Source organism: Clostridium sp. UMB9555A, assembly GCF_030222355.1.
In the GTDB taxonomy this organism is placed as follows: Bacteria; Bacillota; Clostridia; order Clostridiales; family Clostridiaceae; genus Sarcina; species Sarcina perfringens.
Genome location: NZ_JASORQ010000001.1, coordinates 1,069,571 through 1,087,261, shown reverse-complemented (window position 1 = coordinate 1,087,261; position 17,691 = coordinate 1,069,571). Strand labels below are relative to the sequence as shown.

Here is a 17,691-nt window from a genome sequence, read left to right as displayed (position 1 = left end):
TTGAATATAAAATTAAAAGGACCTGAAATTGGTCCTTTTAAATCTATATTAAAATATAACTCTTTATTTAATTAAGCTTTTTAAGTTTCTTACAACTAGACTTTCATCTACATTTCTGTTTCTTGAACAAACTATAGCTGCTTGTATTACTGTTATTAGTATGGATGTATTTCTTCTGTAAGCAATATATTTATACTCCCAATTATGACTAAACTTCTCTTTAAAACGTCTTAATCCTTTAAAGGAGTAAAGTGCTTGTCCATTCTCATAGAATTGAAGAGCTAATTTTTCATTCCAGAAAGCATATTTAGATAAACCAACATTGGCTAAAGGAGCCATTCCCATGTTGAATATTTCATATCCATTTTCTTTTCCATACTCAATTAAATTTATGAACATAAAATCCATAACTCCCCTTGGAGTATTTTTGCTAAATCTCATTAGATCCACTGAGAAGCTTTCATCATCATACATATACATAATATTAGCAAAGGCTTTTATTTCTCCCTCTGCATCCCTTAAAATAGCTATAGGAGCTTTATTTAAATAATCTTCATCAAAGAATCCCACTGAAAATCCTTTTTCTTTTCTTCCATCTAACCATTCATCTGATATTTCTCTTAAGGAATCTAAAAATTCCTTTGAAAAAGGTGGCTCAACCATATGGAAAGTATAACCTTCCTTAGTCACCTTACTTCTTGAAGTTTTTAAGCTCTTCATTTTATTTCCCACAACTTTAAATTCTTTTACATCAACCTTAGCTTCTTCTCCAATTTTCATAAAATCATATCCATTAGAGTGAAGGTAACTTATCATTTCATCATTAACCTGGTAAAAAACTGGTGTGTAACCATAATTATCAGCATACTCACAAAACTTTTCTATTTCCCTAAATAGATTTTCATTATTTCCCACAGGATTTCCTAAAACAAAAAGTTTATCTCCATATACTTCATATTGAATGAAAAGATCCTTATCTTCATTTAAATAAATATACTTGTCCTTTAAAAATACTAAATGTGTTAGAGAATCACCCTTGTATTCTTCTATTATCTTTTCTACATATTCGCTACATTCATCAAAGGTCTTAACAGGAATTTTTCTTCTTATATTCAAAAAGTAAATAGCTACATATATTACAGTTACTAAAGCAAAGGCTATAAATCCAAATTTATACGCCATCTTATAAGGCATTTTACGAACAATTCCTACATATTTAAGATGTGTTCCAAAGGTAATTAAAATAAAGAAATAAATTGAAAAAGATGCAATTAATATACCTGAATCTATTAAGGTATTTTTACAACTTACAACAAAACTATCCCTATAGAACATTCTCTTACTTAAATATAAAAGGTAAGCTACAACAACTAAAAATACTAATTCATAAGGATTAATCCCCTTTGTTAAGGATAATATTATTCCTAATACAAATAAAACCATACTTGCTTTGTAAATACTTTTAGCCCTGTATTTCATCATAAGAGCTGTAAGCATTATTAAGAATCCTAATATCACGCTCATTCCAATTGATAAACCTAATACCTGTTTTCCTAAAATTTCTTTTAATAATTTTATCTTTAATAAATATTGAGGTACTATATTGGATAAAACTATAATAGCTCCTGATATAAATACTAAAGATACCACTATCTTATAAGCCACCTTAGAAACTATTTCATAAGGTAATCCATTAAACTTTTTATTTATTTTTCCACCGAAATCATGGACAAAAAGTAATACACCTATAAGAGCTGGAACTATGTAATAACTTATTCTGTAAAGTATTATAACTAATAGGGTTTGTTCTATAGGAATGCCTAAGGCCTCTAATCCAGTCATAAAAGTTAAGTCAAAGGTACCAATTCCCCCTGGAATCATACTTATCATTCCAACAACAGCTGCTTCAATATATATTGGTAAGAAAGTTAAAACACTTATTGATGCTCCTGTTATTCTTAAGGTTGCATAAATTAAAATTATTGTTGTAAGCCACTCTAAAAATGATATGAATATAATACCTAAGGTACTGAAAAACTCTAACTTATCCCTTGTTTTGCTATATTTATAAGCTGAGTAAATTATAAACCCTGGTGCATATAAAGCTATTATTCCTATGGCATATTTTATTATACCTAGGTTATTCCAAGAGGATATTCTAATCCCCATATATGTACAACAAACTATTGATAAGCCTGTTAAGTTTAAGGCTACTATTTTACCAATTTCTTTTAATAATTTCTTTTTATCATCTACATAATCACCATAAAAATACTGTTTAAAGGCTAAGGATGTAGCTCCTCCAAATCCAAGTAAACTTGCAATTGAACTTGCTATCCAAGAATACTTATATAGTTTCCTATTCCTTAATCTTATTCCAACTTTTCTCTTTAAAATAAAATCATAGAAAGATAACGGAATATAAGAAATTATACCTAATACTGCAATTATTAATAGGTTTAAAAAATCTAGTTTATTTCTATACATAAAGAAATATTCTGAATTGAAATTTTTAAATACTGAAGTAAATTCCCTAACTATAAATAGTATTACTACGGAAACGAATGCTATCTTAAAAAATAATTTTAATTTGTCACTTATCTTAATATTTAACTTCACCTTTTATCCTCCCCATGTTTAAAATCCAAATTTATTATACACTTTACCTTTCTTAATAATCCATTGATTATTATTTCATTTACATTACAAAAATGTAAGAATTATTTCCCTTGTATAATTTTACTTGTTAAATATTACTTTAATGTTTCACTTTCCTTATTTTTACCTTAAATATAAATAAAAAAGGACGTGTATCAAAATAACTTTTTATAAAACTTACAAACATATTCCGAGAATTACTAGATTTCGCTAAGAATTTATAATCATTACTACGAAGATATTACTAAAGCTTCGAAACTTGCTTCGCTTCGAACAGTCTCAGCTTTTTAACGTAATATCTTCTCCGTAATAATTTAAATTCTAAAGCTCATCTAGATATTCTCTTCATAATGTTTGTAAGTTTTATTTTTTATATTTTGATACAGCCCATTAATGTTTTTCGAACTTAATCCTCATTATTTTTTCTACTTTTTATTAAGTCTTTAAAATTCATTCCAAAGTCATGAATATATAGAATTACACCTATTGCTGCTGGCAATATGAAATAACTTATTCTATAAAGTATTATTACTAAAAAAGTTTGCTCTATAGGTACTCCTAAGACTTTAAAGCCATCTATAAATGTTAAGTCAAAGGTACCAAGACCTCCAGGTATCATACTTACTATACCAATAGCTGTAGCTCTTACATAAACATAAAAATATTCTGTAAGTTTTATATGAGCCCCTGTAATAGCTAATATTAAATATATAAGCAGCATATTTAAGGTCCATTCTATAAATGATATTCCTACAACTTTTAAGGTGAATCCTTCTTCATCCTTTTTCTTTTTATAGTTATATAATGAATTTATAATAACCAAAGGAGCATAGGCAGAAACTCCATATACTACATATTTTATAAGCCCTAAATTTTGTATATCTTTAAATTCTAAGAGAATATAAATTATGCATAATACAGATAATCCAGTTAAGTTTAAAAATATGATCTTTCCTATTTCTCTTAATAGCTTCTTTTTATCCTTAACATGATTTCCATAAAAGTATTGCTTAAAAGCTAAGGATGTAGCCCCTCCAAATCCAAGTAAACTTGCAATTGAACTTGCTATCCAAGAATATTTATATAACTTTCTATTATTAATATCTATTCCAACGTTCTTTTTCAATATAAAATCATAAATAGATAAAGGCATATATGCAATAATACCAGCTATGGCAATTAGAGTTAGCTTAAAAAAATGTAATCTATCTCTATACATATTAAAATAGGTCATATTAAATTCTTTAAACATATTTTTAAATCCAAAGGCCACTAAAACTAATACTACTGCTATAAAAGTTATCTTAAAAAAAAGCTTAACTTTATTATTTACTTTAATTTTCAATTCTTTTCTCTCCTTTGCATTTATTAACATATCATTAATATTATTTTACATTAAATTAAATAAAATTCAAAATTAAAAGCGATTTAAAAAAATTTTTAAATCGCTCTTATTAATATAAAATTACAATATAAAAACATCTATACTTTCATCCGCTCTCCAAAACCGTTTACATCATTAAAAGAATTTTCTATATTTAAAAATACCTTTTTTAATATCTCTGAGTTTATTACCATATATTTCGATTTATTACTACTACCTAAAATTGAGTCATTAGGATATTCAACTATGTATTTTTCCTCATCTATACTATTATTATTTATAACAATTACATCACTATTTTTTAAAAAGATATATAATTTCCTATTACTATCAGTTATTGGTGCAAAGTTATTTTTTTCTGTAAAATCATTTTCATTTAAAACACTTACTACCTCTTCAATACTTTGTTTCTCTAAATCCTTAGGTATATTATGGTAATTTCCATTTCTTTCTTTATTCATATAGTATTTCATTGCTACTACTTCACTTTCCTTCACCTTAAGTGAAGTATCTTCTTTAATAAAAATAGAAACAAGAACTCCAAGAATAAGCATTATAATAACTATAGGGAACATTATCTTTTTCCCCACAAAATTACCCCCTATCTATTTATGTTCATAATCTACTTATATAATACAACATTTTTTTACAATTTTAAAGTTAACATGCATAAGTGGGTTTATTTTCTTCATAACTGGACATTTAATTCTTTAAATTTAAATTAAATATAGATAAAAAAGAAGCAAAAGATATATTAAGTATATCTTTTACTTCTCTTACTATTATTTAAATAATCAACTAAGGTTATTTTATTAAAATTATTTGATTCTACATTTTTTAGATTTAAATACATATTATTTAAGATTTCGCTTTGATCTTCTACTGAAAATAACTTTCCATAATCACTTTCAAAATTAGAATATATATTTTCCTCTAATCTTTCTTTCAAGTTTAAAATTAATCCCTCTATACTTTTAATATACTCTTCCTTAAATAAATCTAAGGCATATAAAAGTTCTATTTCCATTTTATTTTCTATATTTTCATGTCCTATGAACTTCTCTATATCCATTAAAATTTTATTTTTTAAAAATCCTTTATTGAAAAATTCTATTAACTTAAAAAATCGCTTATTTAAGGAGGTATAATCAACCTTTTCACATTTATATGAGTCATGCTCCTCTGATTCTTTTATTCCTAATTTATTTAAACTTTCAAAAAAACTATCATTTATTTCTTTTTCATATTTTCTATAAATATTAAATACTTCCTCATTTACAACACTTAATTCTAAAATGTCATTTTTTATTATATCTACTACTTCTAAATTAATGTCTTCCTTTGAATTTAATTTTATTTCCTTTAATACTACTCTGCTTTTCAAATTAATATTTTCTTTAATTCTTTTAGAGGAACTTTCTAGATAAGTTTTTAACTCTTCTAAAAACTTATTCTTTAACTCATTACATTGAATTCCAAAATCAACTCTTAACTGATTGTGATATAAATAATCCCTATTTAATTCTTCATTATACTCTTTAATAGATTCTAATAATTTATACTTTAAATTTAATAAGACTTCATCTATTAATTCCTCTTCTAAAGCTTTAGAATTATCTTTATTTATAGAGTTAATTTTTATATCTATCTCCTTAAATTCTCTTTTTGCTTTCCTTAAAAAAGAATTTATTTTATTATTCTCCTCATTGCTATTAGCGCAGTTTTCTAAAGACTTTAATTCTAGTTTTAAATTCTCTATATATTCTCTTAACTTTAAAGTCATTATTAATAGTTTATTTTCTTTTTCATATATCTTTATATGATTATATAGATTCAAAAATTTCTCATTTAAATTTGATGAATTATAAAGAACCTTATTTTCTTCTTTATTCTCACAAATTTTCACTTCATATTCCTTAACTAACATGGCTTTCTCCTAAAATAAAACTGCCAAAATACCAATAATTACTATACTAACTACTAAAAAGTAATATTTTTTATCTAATTCACTTTTTAATTCCTCATGAAAAAACGGTTCCTCAGCATCCTTGTTCATGTTAGATATTTTTCTGTCTAAATTATTAATTCTCTCTCCAAGCCTTCTTGTGGCATCTATTACATCAACATTATACTTCTCTATGGCACTATTTAATAATTCTATAGAGTTATTCATATTAGTATTTCCTTCTTCTAAAAGATCCTTTATTTCATTAAACTCTAACTTAATATTATAATTTATCTCTTCAAGACCTTCTCCCATATATTCCTTAAAGCCTAAGAAATTGTCTCTAATTTCACTCTTATCTATCTTTAATCTATTTTCTAGTTTATTGACGCAGTTCATAACTCTTAAGCATTCGCCTTTTAACATTTTATCCATCTCTTCTATTTTTTCTATATGCTCCTTAGCTATGTGATTGCTTGTCCTTATCTTTTCACTTAATTCCCTGCCTATTCTTTGTAAATTAGCTGCATTTTGAATTCCCTCTTCCTCTGATAGTTCTCCTATATTTTTATTTATTCCCTCTACTTGTTCCTTTAACTTTTCTATTTCATCATAGGTTTCCTTTGCCTTCTCTTTTAATTGGTAAATGTTTTCTTTTGACTTAATAGATACCTCTTCTATATTATTTAAAAACTCATTAGCTTTTTTCTCAAAGGCTTCTTCCCCTTGCTTAGCCCCTAAATTAAAGTCTGCTATAGCTTCATCTAATATTACCTTTAAATTATTTTGTAAACTTATTAAGTTATTTCTATTTATTGTAGCAGTTTTTTCTGAAGTACTTGTAAGGGTCTTTATTAAATTTTCTTCTGTAAGTTTTAAATCTCTATAAATAGATTTATCAAAGACTGATTTACTTATTTCTGAAACTAATTCATTAAATTCATCTATTAAGTTATCTTCATTCCTATTCTCCATAACTTCCTCCTACCCCACTACCTAATATGAGTTTATATACCATAAAACTTCATTTATTACTAAATCTCTTCATTAAAAGTCATAAAATTCAAGCTCTCTTTATAATAATTATACTTTATTTATCATATATGTAAATACTTAAAGGTACCTATTTTAAATAATTTACTTTTTATTTATGTATTCCTAACTTTATAAAATTTAATTAAAGAAATAGCCCTACTTTAGAACTTAATCTAAAATAGGGCAAAAAATGAGCGGCTTATGAAAATAACTTTTAATAAAACTTACAAACATATTCCGAAAATTACTATATTTTGCTAAGAATTTATAATCATTACTCCAAAGATATTACTAAAGCTTCGAAACTTAAGTGAAAGTCCAAATTTTGAATTTGGAGTCTTGAACTTATGCAATCGAACTTTGTGAGATTGTATTCCTAAGAAATTAACAATCTCAGCTTCTTAACGTAATATCTTTTCCATAATAATTTAAATTCTAAAGCTCATCTAGATATTCTCTTCATACTGTTTGTAAGTTTTACTATTAAATTTGATATAAACCTCTTATTTATATTTATTAGTTTTTATATCTTAGTTATCTGAAAATTTAGCTAAAAGATTTAGTATTTCAGTATATAACCATATTAAAGTTACCATTAATCCAAAAGCTCCATACCATTCCATGTACTTTGGATATCCATATTGTGAAGCTTTTAGTATGAAATCATAGTCCATTATTAAGCTTGCTGTAGCAATTGCAACAACAAATAGGCTAAATCCTATACCAATTATTCCTGAGCCATATATAGGTAAAGTTATTCCAAAGAAACTAAGTACCATTCCTAATAAGTAAATAACTCCAATTGATATTATAGCTATGAAAACTCCTCTGCTAATTCTTCCAGCTATATCTGGAGTTCTTCTATATATAAGTACTGTAGCAACTAAGCATATTATTGTTAAAAGCATAGCTGGGAATACTATTCCAGGAAACATACTTTCAAAGTATCTTGATATAGAACCTAAAAGAACACCTTCAAAAGCGGCATAGAAAACTGCTGTAAACTGTGCAATCTTTGGTATGAATGATGTTAATAGTCCTAAAATTAATGATCCTCCTAGTGAAACCACTAAAGCACTTTTATAATTCACATCTGGATTTTGAAAAGCTATCCAACTATAAACAAAAGCGACACCTAAAATAGCTGTCATTATTAATATTTTTACTATAGTTCCTCCAACTGTCATGGTTGTTCCATCACTAACAGCCTTTTCAAACCCAGCTGCTAATGCAGGATTTGATTCTCTTCTCATGTTTTCTACCTCCTATACAAATATAAGTAATTTATTATAGTTTAAATTATAAAGTAAAAGTATGTCAATTATGTTTCATTTATAGATAGATTGCAAATTAATTATTAATTTAATTGTTAAATTTAATTTCTTATAGTATCTAATTCTTTAGACTATTATAATCATATTTCTTTGTTTAATATTAATCCTCATCTAAATCATTCCAACTGTGTAAGCAATAACTCCAAAGGTGTTCTTTTACTATATTTCTACTTTTACATTTCGGACATTCTTTATTTTTCTTAAAAGATAAAATTCTTTTTAAGATTCCTATATTAAAAGTATTCCCACAATCAATGCAAATAAACCCATAGGTACTTAATATCCAAAGCCTAAATAAAAGTATTTCTAAAAATATATAAATTAAAAATAAAATAAACTTAAATAAATTAATAGGTTTTAATATATAAAAAATTATGGCTGTTGAAATTACTATAAGAGTAAAGATTAATACAGTTAATTTATTTTTTTTTAAATTCATATAAAACTCTTCCTTAAGAATTGCTAAATATTATTTTGCTCTTCTTTTCTTAAATAAGAATCAATGGACTTTGCAGCTTTTTTCCCTGCTCCCATGGCAAGAATAACTGTAGCTGCTCCTGTAACAGCATCCCCTCCTGCATAAATTCCCTGTAAGGAGGTACTTAAACTTTCTTCATCTACAAGGAGACATCCTCTCTTATTTGTTTTTAATCCCTTTGTGGCATTAGATATTAGAGGATTAGGAGAAGTTCCTAAGGACATTATTACACTATCTACTTCCATAATAAACTCTGAATTTTCAATTTCAATTGGTCTTCTTCTTCCTGAAGAATCTTCCTCTCCAAGTTTCATCCTTATACACTTTATACCCTTTACCCAACCTTTTTCATCAGTTAGAATCTCAGTAGGATTAGTTAAAACATCTAAAATAACTCCTTCTTCCTTAGCATGATGAATCTCTTCTAATCTAGCTGGCAGCTCCTTTTCACTTCTTCTATAAATTATGTGAGTTTCTGCTCCTAATCTTAAGGAGGTTCTAGCTGCATCCATGGCAACATTTCCTCCACCGACTACAGCAACCTTTTTTCCTAAATTTAAAGGAGTGTGGCTTTCATTTTTAAAAGCCTTCATAAGATTTACCCTAGTTAAAACTTCATTAGCTGAAAAAACTCCATTGGCATTTTCCCCTTTAATCCCCATGAATTTTGGAAGACCTGCTCCAGAACCTATAAAGACAGCCTTAAATCCTTCATTTTCTATTAATTCATCAATGTCCACAGTTTTTCCTACAACAACATTGTTTTCTATTTTAACTCCTAGTTTTTTTATTTCCTCTATTTCATACTTAACTACATCCTTCTTTGGTAATCTAAACTCTGGAATTCCATAAACTAAAACGCCTCCAGACTCATGTAATGCTTCAAAAATAGTTACTCTATATCCTAGTTTAGCTAGTTCTCCTGCACAGGTTAATCCAGCAGGGCCACTTCCAATAACAGCTACCTTTTCTAAAATCTTTTCACTCTTTTTTAAAGAGCTTAATTTATTATTTCTTGCAAAGTCTGCTATAAATCTTTCTAATTGACCAATGGCTAATGGTTCTCCCTTTATTCCTAAAACACACTTTCCTTCACATTGAGATTCTTGTGGGCAAACTCTTCCACATACAGCAGGTAAAGCATTATATTTTGACAATTCTTCAAAAGAAGCAGAAAAATCACCTTTCTTTATGAAAGATATAAAACTTGGTATATTTACAGAAACAGGGCACCCTTCTACACACTTAGGATTTTTACACCCTAAACATCTATTTGCCTCTTCCCTAGCCTCTTCTTCTCCATATCCTAAGGAAACCTCCTTAAAGTTTTTACCTCTTTCTATTGGATCTTGCTCCCTAGATTTAACTCTTTTCTTTTTTAAATTACTCATTTTTAAAATCACCTCTACATCCGCATCCACCATGACTATGGGTATTTCCCTCTTTAAGTTTTAAGAAAGCTCTTCCTTCTTCTGTTTTGTAGATAGCTTGTCTTCTAATAGATTCATCAAAATCTACTAAATGACCATTAAATTCTGGTCCATCAACACAAGCAAATTTAACTTCTCCTCCAACTGTAACCCTACAAGCACCACACATTCCAGTTCCATCAACCATTATGGGATTTAAGCTTACAGTGGTAGGAATATTTAATTCCTTTGTAAGAATGCACATAAACTTCATCATTATCATGGGTCCAATTACAATTGCTCTATTATAATTTATGCTCTTATTCTTAACTAGATCTTCTAAAAGGTCAGTTACTCTCCCCTTAAATCCATAACTTCCATCATCAGTAGCTATATATAGATTTTTAGAAACCTCCCTAAGTTCCTTTTCAAATATTAATAAATCCTTATTTCTAGCTCCAACTATAACATCTGCTAAAATTCCATGGTTATATAGCCACTTTACTTGAGGATATACAGGTGCAGCTCCAACTCCACCAGCTACAAATAGTATTCTTTCCTTTTTTAACTCCTCTAAATCTTCATATATAAAGTCACGTTCTCTTCCTAAAGGGCCAAGAAAATCATGTATATAGTCACCTTCATTGTATTTTCCAAGTTCTAAGGTGCTAGCCCCAAGTCCTTGAACAACAATGGTTACACTTTTATCTTCCTTATTATAATCAGCTATAGTTAAAGGAATTCTTTCCCCCTCTTCATCTGTTCTAATTATTATAAATTGCCCTGGTTTAGCTTTATTAGCTACTCTAGGTGCTTCTATCTTCATTAAATAAACAGAGTCATTTAAATATCTTTTTTCTAAAATTTTAAACATCTAACTAAACCTCTCCAAAAATATTTTATTCTCCCACCTAAAAAAACAGGATTGTATCAAATAACTCATAAAATTTATAACTTTTATCTTTGAGTTTTAACACAATCCTCTTATCTTTACCTTATTTTAACTAGAAAAAATTTATTCTTTAAAAATCCACATCACTGCCGTAATATGCACAAGTATATAATTTTTCCATAGTTTCATCATCAATCTCCCTTGGATTTGATCCTGTGCATGGATCTAAAACAGCATTATGAGCTATAAATTTAAGATTAGCTTTAAAGTCATCCTCTTTTATGCCATACTCTTTCATTGATGAAGGTATATTTAATTCCTTATTAAACTTATTTATTAAATCTATTAGGGCATCTGTTAGTTCTCTTTCACTTTCTCCCTTTAATCCAATATGTCTTGCAATGTTAGCATATCTATCTTCACAAGCTTTTCTATTATATTTAATTACATATGGCAAGAAGATAGCATTAGCACATCCATGTGGTATATGGAATACGGCACCTACCTTATGGGCCATAGAGTGTACTATTCCTAAAAGGGCATTAGAGAAGGCCATCCCTGCTAAACATTGAGCCTCATGCATTTCTCCCCTAGCTTCCATATCCCCCTTAAATGAATTTACTAAGTGCATATTAACCATTTCAATTGCCTTTAAAGCTAAAGGATCTGTAAAGTTTGATCTTAAACTTGCAGTATAAGCCTCAATAGCATGAGTTAAGGCATCCATTCCTGTGTGAGCTACTAACTTCTCTGGCATAGTTTCTGCTAAGCTAGGATCTACAATAGCTATATCTGGAGTTATTTCAAAATCTGCTAAAGGATATTTTATCTTAGCCTTATAATCAGTTATTACTGAAAAGGCAGTTACCTCTGTAGCAGTTCCAGAAGTTGATGGAATAGCTACAAACTTTGCTTTTCTTCTAAGCTTAGGTAATCCAAAAGGAACAATAGCCTTTTCAAAAGTAAAATCAGGATATTCGTAGAAAATCCACATAGCCTTTGCTGCATCAATAGGTGAACCTCCTCCTATGGAAACTATCCAGTCTGGATTAAATTCTTCCATTTCCTTTGCACCCTTCATAACAGTTTCTACTGATGGATCTGGTTCTACTCCTTCAAAAACCTTTGTTTCCATTCCAGCTTCCTTTAAATAACTTAAAACCTTATCTAAAAAGCCAAATCTTTTCATTGATCCGCCACCAATAACTATAAAAGCCTTTTTACCTTCTAAACTCTTTAACACCTCTAAAGAATCTTTTCCATGATATATGTCCCTTGGTAAAGTAAATCTTGCCATACTAATAATTCCTCCCAAAACAATATATATTTTCACAAAAAAATAAAGTAGATTATATAAACTATAATCTACTTTACATTTTATTTATTATTATTTAATTTTATTCCTAAATTCTATTTATTTTCTTTTTTCCACTCATCTAATTGTCTTTGTAACTCAACTTTTATATCTTCTAGACCTGAATCATATAACTTCTTATTTAACTTTTCTAAAGTCTCTTCAGTATCTACTGAACCAGTATATAAAGGTTTTATAAATTCTTTAAATGTATTACTTACAGCTGACATTTGAGTTACAACTTTTTCTGTATCAAATTTAAATCCTAATATAGTTGAAGTTTTTGCACCTTGATTGAACTCTTCAAAGGCATCCCACTTGTCTACTGGGTCACTATCTAAAACATAAGTGTCAAATAAGTTTCCATAAGCCCAGCTTGTAACACTATATGGTCCATTTGGATCTCTCTTTATTTGATTATCACTAACTTTTTCATAATGAGTTCCCTCTATTCCAAACATTAATAGGTTTCTTAATGTAGAATCTTTATTTACTAAATTTATAAGTTCCATAGCCTTTTCTGGATGCTTAGAAGTTGCTGATATAGCAGTCATAGCTCCTGTAGTTGAAGCATTTGTAACATATGGAGAAACTATTGATGAAGTTACAACTTCTCTACCTAAAGCTTGACCCCAACCATTTTCAGCATATGGTTGTCCATCAGCTTTCCACACAAATCTCTTAACTTCATTTTTCATATTACTAACTGCTGCATCTTGATTTATATATCCTTTTTCATAGAATTCCCTTAATTTAGTGAAAAGATGTTTTAACTCCTCTGTTTCATACATATTTTTAACTGTTAAACTTTCATCATCGTAGAAAATACCTAGTCCTGATGTTATATCCTCTAACCCTTCTAGCGGAATTCCATCTCCTTGAGTGTAGAACGGTACAAAATCTGGTTCTTTCTCTTTTATAACTGCAAGCCATGGTTCTAAATCATCAACTGTATGAATATCTTGGTATGGAATGTCATATTTCTCAACAAGCTCCTTATCAAATACCCACATAGGTGCTCCTGCTATTTCCTTTTGGTTTGGAACTGCATATACCTTTCCATCAACCTCAGCACCCTTCCAAAGTCTTTCATCAATAACATTCTTAAGATCTTTCCCATGACTATCTATAAGATCATCTAACTCCAAGAAAGCTCCCTTTCTTGCATTATCTAAGTATGGGAATGCCCATGAACATGTAAATGCTAAATCATATTCTTCTCCTGAGTTAGCTATTACGTTCATTTTTTGGCTGTAATCACCAAAATCAATATGTTTTATATCTACAGTAGCGTTGATCTTATCCTTTATATATTTATTTACTTCCTCCTCTACTAATTCTCCATCAGTTTGTGGTTTACCTATTACATACCAAACTAAGTTTACTGGTTCTTCTCCTTCTCCCCCACTAGATGAAGCATTCCCCCCTGAACCACATCCAGCTAAGATAGAAGATGTTCCAATTATTCCTCCTAATAATAAAGCCATTAGTTTTTTGTTTTTAAGCATTTTTATTTTCCCCCTTAAAGTAAAATTATAAGTCATTATTATATATATATTTTATAAATTACTTCTTTATTCTTCTTTTTTCAACATTTAACAAAACGTTTACAAAGAAATTTAATCAAAAAAATTATAAAAGGACTAACTTATTATTTGTTTTTGTAACTATTTTTTTTCATTTAAGACACAATTACGTAACCTCTACGGATTAAATTAATATTATTATTTATATAACAGTTTTAACTCCTTATACCCTTAAATATTGCATGTATGGGCTTGTATCAAAGATTATTTTGATACAGGCTCCTCTATTTTAAATGATTTTTCTCCTTTCTTACTTATAAATCCACTGATTATTTTTTTTTAATTTTAACTATTATTTTAGGAATTTTATTATCTTTCTTTTTGTTTTAATTATCATTTACGAGTATTTCATTTAAATTACATAATCAAAACCATAAATACTGTAATATTCCTAAATTCAAGTTAAAATTACATTTACAATTATTCCATTATTTATTAACATTTCTAATTATGGTATAATTACATGGAAAATTTAAGTATTATATAACCTTTTAAACTTAAGAAAATAGGAGATGATTTTATGGCTGTAGCAATAGTTCAACAACAGCAACAACAACCAAATGATAAGATTAATATTGACTTGTCTAATTCTAATGTTGCTGTAGTAAAAAGCAAAAAAGAAACTAAGCCCCCTATAAAAGATGAAAAACAATCAAAGGATAAAGATAATTTAAAATCTAATAAAAAAACTGAGCCTAAAGTTGAAGAAAAAAAACAAGCTAAAGGTAACTCAAAGGAAGAAAATAAAGCTCAGGTGAAAACTGAACCTAAAGTTAAAGAGGATAAAGACACAAAGAAAAGTTCTGATGAAATTAAAGAAGAGGTAAAAAATCAAAAACCTGTTATAAAAGAAGTAAAATTACCTGTTGAAAAAGATTCAAAGAATTCTTCTGAAAATTTATCTAATAACTCAAGTGACTTTGCTTCAGATGTTAATAGAAGATTATATGAATATGAAAGTGTTAGAAGTAATCAATCTAATGCAATGAATGAAGCTATTCGTCTTCATAATGGTGATCCTAGCAACACTTGTGTTTTCTTCCAAGGTGCTTGTTTAAGAGCAATAGGAGTACCTGTTCCAAGTCATATTGGATACACTTCTAACCTTTGGAATTGGCTTGAAAATAATAACTGGGAAATGCATAGAGATTTTTCAAACATCCAAAAGGGAGATATTATCTTTGCAGGTGAATATCACACAATGTGTTTCATGGGTTGGAAGGATAAAGCAAATGGTATTGCCTATGTAATGGGAAATGAAGCCTATACCTATGGAGATGCCTATTCTCATCGTAATTTAAATGGACAAGCTCCTACTAAAGAAAATGGATGGAATAGACAGTATAGAGCTACAAGATACTATAAATATAAAGGAAATTCTTCAAAAAGTAATTCTGACATTGTTAAAACAAATATTGTAACATCAAAACCTATTAGCTCAAAGGATCATAAATATACAGTTGAAGCCTTAAAGGGTACTGTAACAGCTAAGCAAGATGTTTATATTAATGAAAAACCCTTCCCTACTACTGAAGGAATTAAGCCTGTAGGACTAGCTAATGGAGGAGATAAATTAACTGTAACTGGTAGAGCCTCAAATGGATGGTATGAAGTTCTTTATAATGGCCAAAAAGCTTACATAAGTCATAGATATACTGACTTCTTAGAAGAAAAGGAAGCTCCATCTAAGTCATCTGATTCTGTTACTCCTCTTGGAGTAGTTAAAACTAATACTTCAGATAAAAAATCTGATTCTAAAGAAGATAATAAAAAGATAGAAAGTTCTCTTAAAGATAAAGATGAAAAAGTGAATAAGGGAGCTGAATCTACTGAAGATAAAAAGGTAGATGAATCTAAGGATAAAGCTACTAATAAAGTTGAATCAAATAAAACTGAACAAGCTAAGCCTTCTGAATCTAGTAAGCCAGTTGAAGAAACTAAAAAAGAGGAATCAAGTAAGCCTGCTAAGGTTATTACAAAAACTGCCTTTATAAAGGCTAATGGTGGCTTATGGCTACATTCTAGTAAGGATACTTCATACTCTTCTAGAGTAACCTTAATGAGTAATGGAGCTAAGGTTAATGTTTTAGAGGAAGATAACTCTTGGTTTAAGGTTGACTATAATGGAAATATAGGTTGGTGTTCAAGTAAATATGTAACTAACCCAGTTTCTTCTGAAAGCTCAACTAATAAAAAAGTAGAAGAAAATAAAGCTACAGAACCTAATAAAAATATGGAAGAAAATAAACCTAAGAAAGAAGCTGAAACAAGCAAACCAGCCTTAACAATTGTTAAAACTGCTTCTGTAAAAGCTAATGGTGGACTATGGTTACACTCTTCTAAGGATTCATATATCTCTTCTAGATTAGCAATTATGGATAAGGGTGAAAAGGTTACAATCTTAGAGGAAAGTGGAGATTGGTTTAAGGTTAACTATAATGGGAAAACTGGCTTCTGTGCAAGTAAATACTTAAGTGAACCTACTACTTATGAAAAACAATCTGAATCTAATAAAATAGAGGAAGTTAAAAACACTACTCCTAGGAAGGCTGTAGAAGAAAGTAAACCTACTGCACCTAAGAAAACTGTCGAAGAAAATAAACCTAAAAAGGAAGCTGAAACAAGTAAACCTACTTTAACAAATATTAAGAGAGCCTCTGTAAAGGCAAATGGTGGTTTATGGCTACACTCTACTAAGGATTCCTATGCATTTTCTAGAATTACCATAATGAGTAATGGAGAAAAGGTTGATATTTTAGATGAAAGTGGATCTTGGTACAAGGTTAACTATAATGGAACTATGGGTTGGTGCTCAAGCCAATTCTTAAGTAACCCAACTGTTATCTCTCAAAGCTCACCAAGTAAGCATGTAGAGGAAAATAAACCAGTTTATGAAAACAAAACTGTTGAAGTAAGCAAGCCAGTTACTAGTACAGTAAAAATAGCTTACATAAAAGCAAATGGAGGTTTATGGTTACACTCCTCTAAAGATTCCTATGCTTCTTCTAGAATAAGCATAATGAACAAAGGATCAAAGGTAAGAGTCTTAGAAGAAAGTGGTTCTTGGTTTAAAGTTGACCACAATGGAAATATAGGTTGGTGTTCAAGTGAATTCCTAACTAATCCAGTAACATCACAAAGTAATACTGTGGAAGAAAGTAAACCAGTTCATTTAGTTCAATCAAATACTAGTGAGGTTTCATTAAAATCAGCCCATGTAAAAGCTAATGGAGGCTTATGGCTACACTCATCTAAAGACTCCTCTACTTCATCTAGATTAACTGTAATGGGTAATGGTCATAAGATTGAAATCTTAGAAGAAAGTGGAGATTGGGTTAAGGTTAGATATAATGAAAACATAGGTTGGTGCTCTAGCAAATTTATAGTTTAAAATTTTAAAATAAAATCTAATATGGACTTATTAAAATTAATCATAGGCTGATGATAGCTTAATATTAGTTTTAAATTCACCTAATAAATTCAAATCTTTTATAAAATGGGCTTATATAAAAATAGCTTTTATGCATATTTTTATATAAGCCCTTTCTTGTATTTGAATTATATACCTTGAAGTGGCCTTAGAAGTTTTATATATAATCACTAAATCTCTAATTTA

12 protein-coding genes are annotated in these 17,691 nt (G+C 28.6%); 1 reads left to right on the top strand and 11 read right to left on the bottom strand.

Going from position 1 to position 17,691, the window contains the following annotated elements; translation table 11 throughout:
* Nucleotides 1-63 precede the first annotated feature (63 nt).
* The 11 genes from mprF to QP548_RS04780 all read right to left on the bottom strand — a co-directional run bounded on the left by mprF (nucleotide 64) and on the right by QP548_RS04780 (nucleotide 13,997).
* Nucleotides 64-2,619 carry a bifunctional lysylphosphatidylglycerol flippase/synthetase MprF gene (mprF, locus tag QP548_RS04830; RefSeq protein ID WP_061428109.1) on the bottom strand — a complete coding sequence of 852 codons (2,556 nt, stop codon included), beginning with the start codon at nucleotides 2,617-2,619 and terminating at the stop codon, nucleotides 64-66.
* 445 nt (nucleotides 2,620-3,064) lie between these two features.
* Entirely contained in the window at nucleotides 3,065-4,003 is a 939-nt protein-coding gene (locus tag QP548_RS04825) for a flippase-like domain-containing protein (RefSeq protein ID WP_061428111.1), read from the bottom strand.
* Nucleotides 4,004-4,140: 137 nt separating this feature from the next.
* Nucleotides 4,141-4,632, bottom strand: coding sequence for a hypothetical protein (locus tag QP548_RS04820; protein ID WP_061428113.1), 492 nt, complete (start codon nucleotides 4,630-4,632; stop codon nucleotides 4,141-4,143).
* A 164-nt stretch (nucleotides 4,633-4,796) separates the two neighbouring features.
* A complete protein-coding gene (locus tag QP548_RS04815) occupies nucleotides 4,797-5,969 on the bottom strand; it encodes a hypothetical protein (protein ID WP_061428115.1) in 1,173 nt (390 codons plus the stop codon).
* A gap of 9 nt (nucleotides 5,970-5,978) precedes the next feature.
* Nucleotides 5,979-6,962 carry a hypothetical protein gene (locus QP548_RS04810; protein ID WP_061428117.1) on the bottom strand — a complete coding sequence of 328 codons (984 nt, stop codon included), beginning with the start codon at nucleotides 6,960-6,962 and terminating at the stop codon, nucleotides 5,979-5,981.
* A gap of 590 nt (nucleotides 6,963-7,552) precedes the next feature.
* A complete protein-coding gene (locus QP548_RS04805; RefSeq protein ID WP_061428119.1) occupies nucleotides 7,553-8,275 on the bottom strand; it encodes a Bax inhibitor-1/YccA family membrane protein in 723 nt (240 codons plus the stop codon).
* 181 nt (nucleotides 8,276-8,456) lie between these two features.
* On the bottom strand, nucleotides 8,457-8,795 hold the full coding sequence (locus tag QP548_RS04800; protein ID WP_061428121.1) for a hypothetical protein: 339 nt from the start codon (nucleotides 8,793-8,795) through the stop codon (nucleotides 8,457-8,459).
* 23 nt (nucleotides 8,796-8,818) lie between these two features.
* Nucleotides 8,819-10,225, bottom strand: a complete 1,407-nt coding sequence (gene gltA, locus QP548_RS04795) for an NADPH-dependent glutamate synthase (RefSeq protein WP_061428123.1) — start codon at nucleotides 10,223-10,225, stop codon at nucleotides 8,819-8,821.
* Nucleotides 10,218-11,117 (bottom strand): sulfide/dihydroorotate dehydrogenase-like FAD/NAD-binding protein, encoded by a 900-nt coding sequence (locus QP548_RS04790; protein ID WP_061428125.1) that lies wholly within the window; start codon nucleotides 11,115-11,117, stop codon nucleotides 10,218-10,220. The genes gltA and QP548_RS04790 overlap by 8 nt, the downstream gene beginning before the upstream one ends.
* A gap of 148 nt (nucleotides 11,118-11,265) precedes the next feature.
* Nucleotides 11,266-12,432 carry an iron-containing alcohol dehydrogenase gene (locus QP548_RS04785; protein ID WP_061428127.1) on the bottom strand — a complete coding sequence of 389 codons (1,167 nt, stop codon included), beginning with the start codon at nucleotides 12,430-12,432 and terminating at the stop codon, nucleotides 11,266-11,268.
* Between the two features lie 113 nt (nucleotides 12,433-12,545).
* On the bottom strand, nucleotides 12,546-13,997 hold the full coding sequence (locus QP548_RS04780; protein ID WP_061428129.1) for an ABC transporter substrate-binding protein: 1,452 nt from the start codon (nucleotides 13,995-13,997) through the stop codon (nucleotides 12,546-12,548).
* A 598-nt stretch (nucleotides 13,998-14,595) separates the two neighbouring features.
* Between QP548_RS04780 and QP548_RS04775 the strand changes: the two genes are divergently transcribed.
* A complete protein-coding gene (locus QP548_RS04775; RefSeq protein ID WP_061428131.1) occupies nucleotides 14,596-17,466 on the top strand; it encodes an SH3 domain-containing protein in 2,871 nt (956 codons plus the stop codon).
* Nucleotides 17,467-17,691: the final 225 nt, after the last annotated feature.

Bases quoted from the DNA above. Each gene is read 5' to 3' on its own strand.
- QP548_RS04815 (WP_061428115.1), bottom strand. From the start codon at position 5,969: ATGTTAGTTAAGGAATATGAAGTGAAAATTTGTGAGAATAAAGAAGAA.
- QP548_RS04810 (WP_061428117.1), bottom strand. From the start codon at position 6,962: ATGGAGAATAGGAATGAAGATAACTTAATAGATGAATTTAATGAATTA.
- QP548_RS04805 (WP_061428119.1), bottom strand. From the start codon at position 8,275: ATGAGAAGAGAATCAAATCCTGCATTAGCAGCTGGGTTTGAAAAGGCT.
- QP548_RS04800 (WP_061428121.1), bottom strand. From the start codon at position 8,795: ATGAATTTAAAAAAAAATAAATTAACTGTATTAATCTTTACTCTTATA.
- gltA (WP_061428123.1), bottom strand. From the start codon at position 10,225: ATGAGTAATTTAAAAAAGAAAAGAGTTAAATCTAGGGAGCAAGATCCA.
- QP548_RS04790 (WP_061428125.1), bottom strand. From the start codon at position 11,117: ATGTTTAAAATTTTAGAAAAAAGATATTTAAATGACTCTGTTTATTTA.
- QP548_RS04785 (WP_061428127.1), bottom strand. From the start codon at position 12,432: ATGGCAAGATTTACTTTACCAAGGGACATATATCATGGAAAAGATTCT.
- QP548_RS04780 (WP_061428129.1), bottom strand. From the start codon at position 13,997: ATGCTTAAAAACAAAAAACTAATGGCTTTATTATTAGGAGGAATAATT.
- QP548_RS04775 (WP_061428131.1), top strand. From the start codon at position 14,596: ATGGCTGTAGCAATAGTTCAACAACAGCAACAACAACCAAATGATAAG.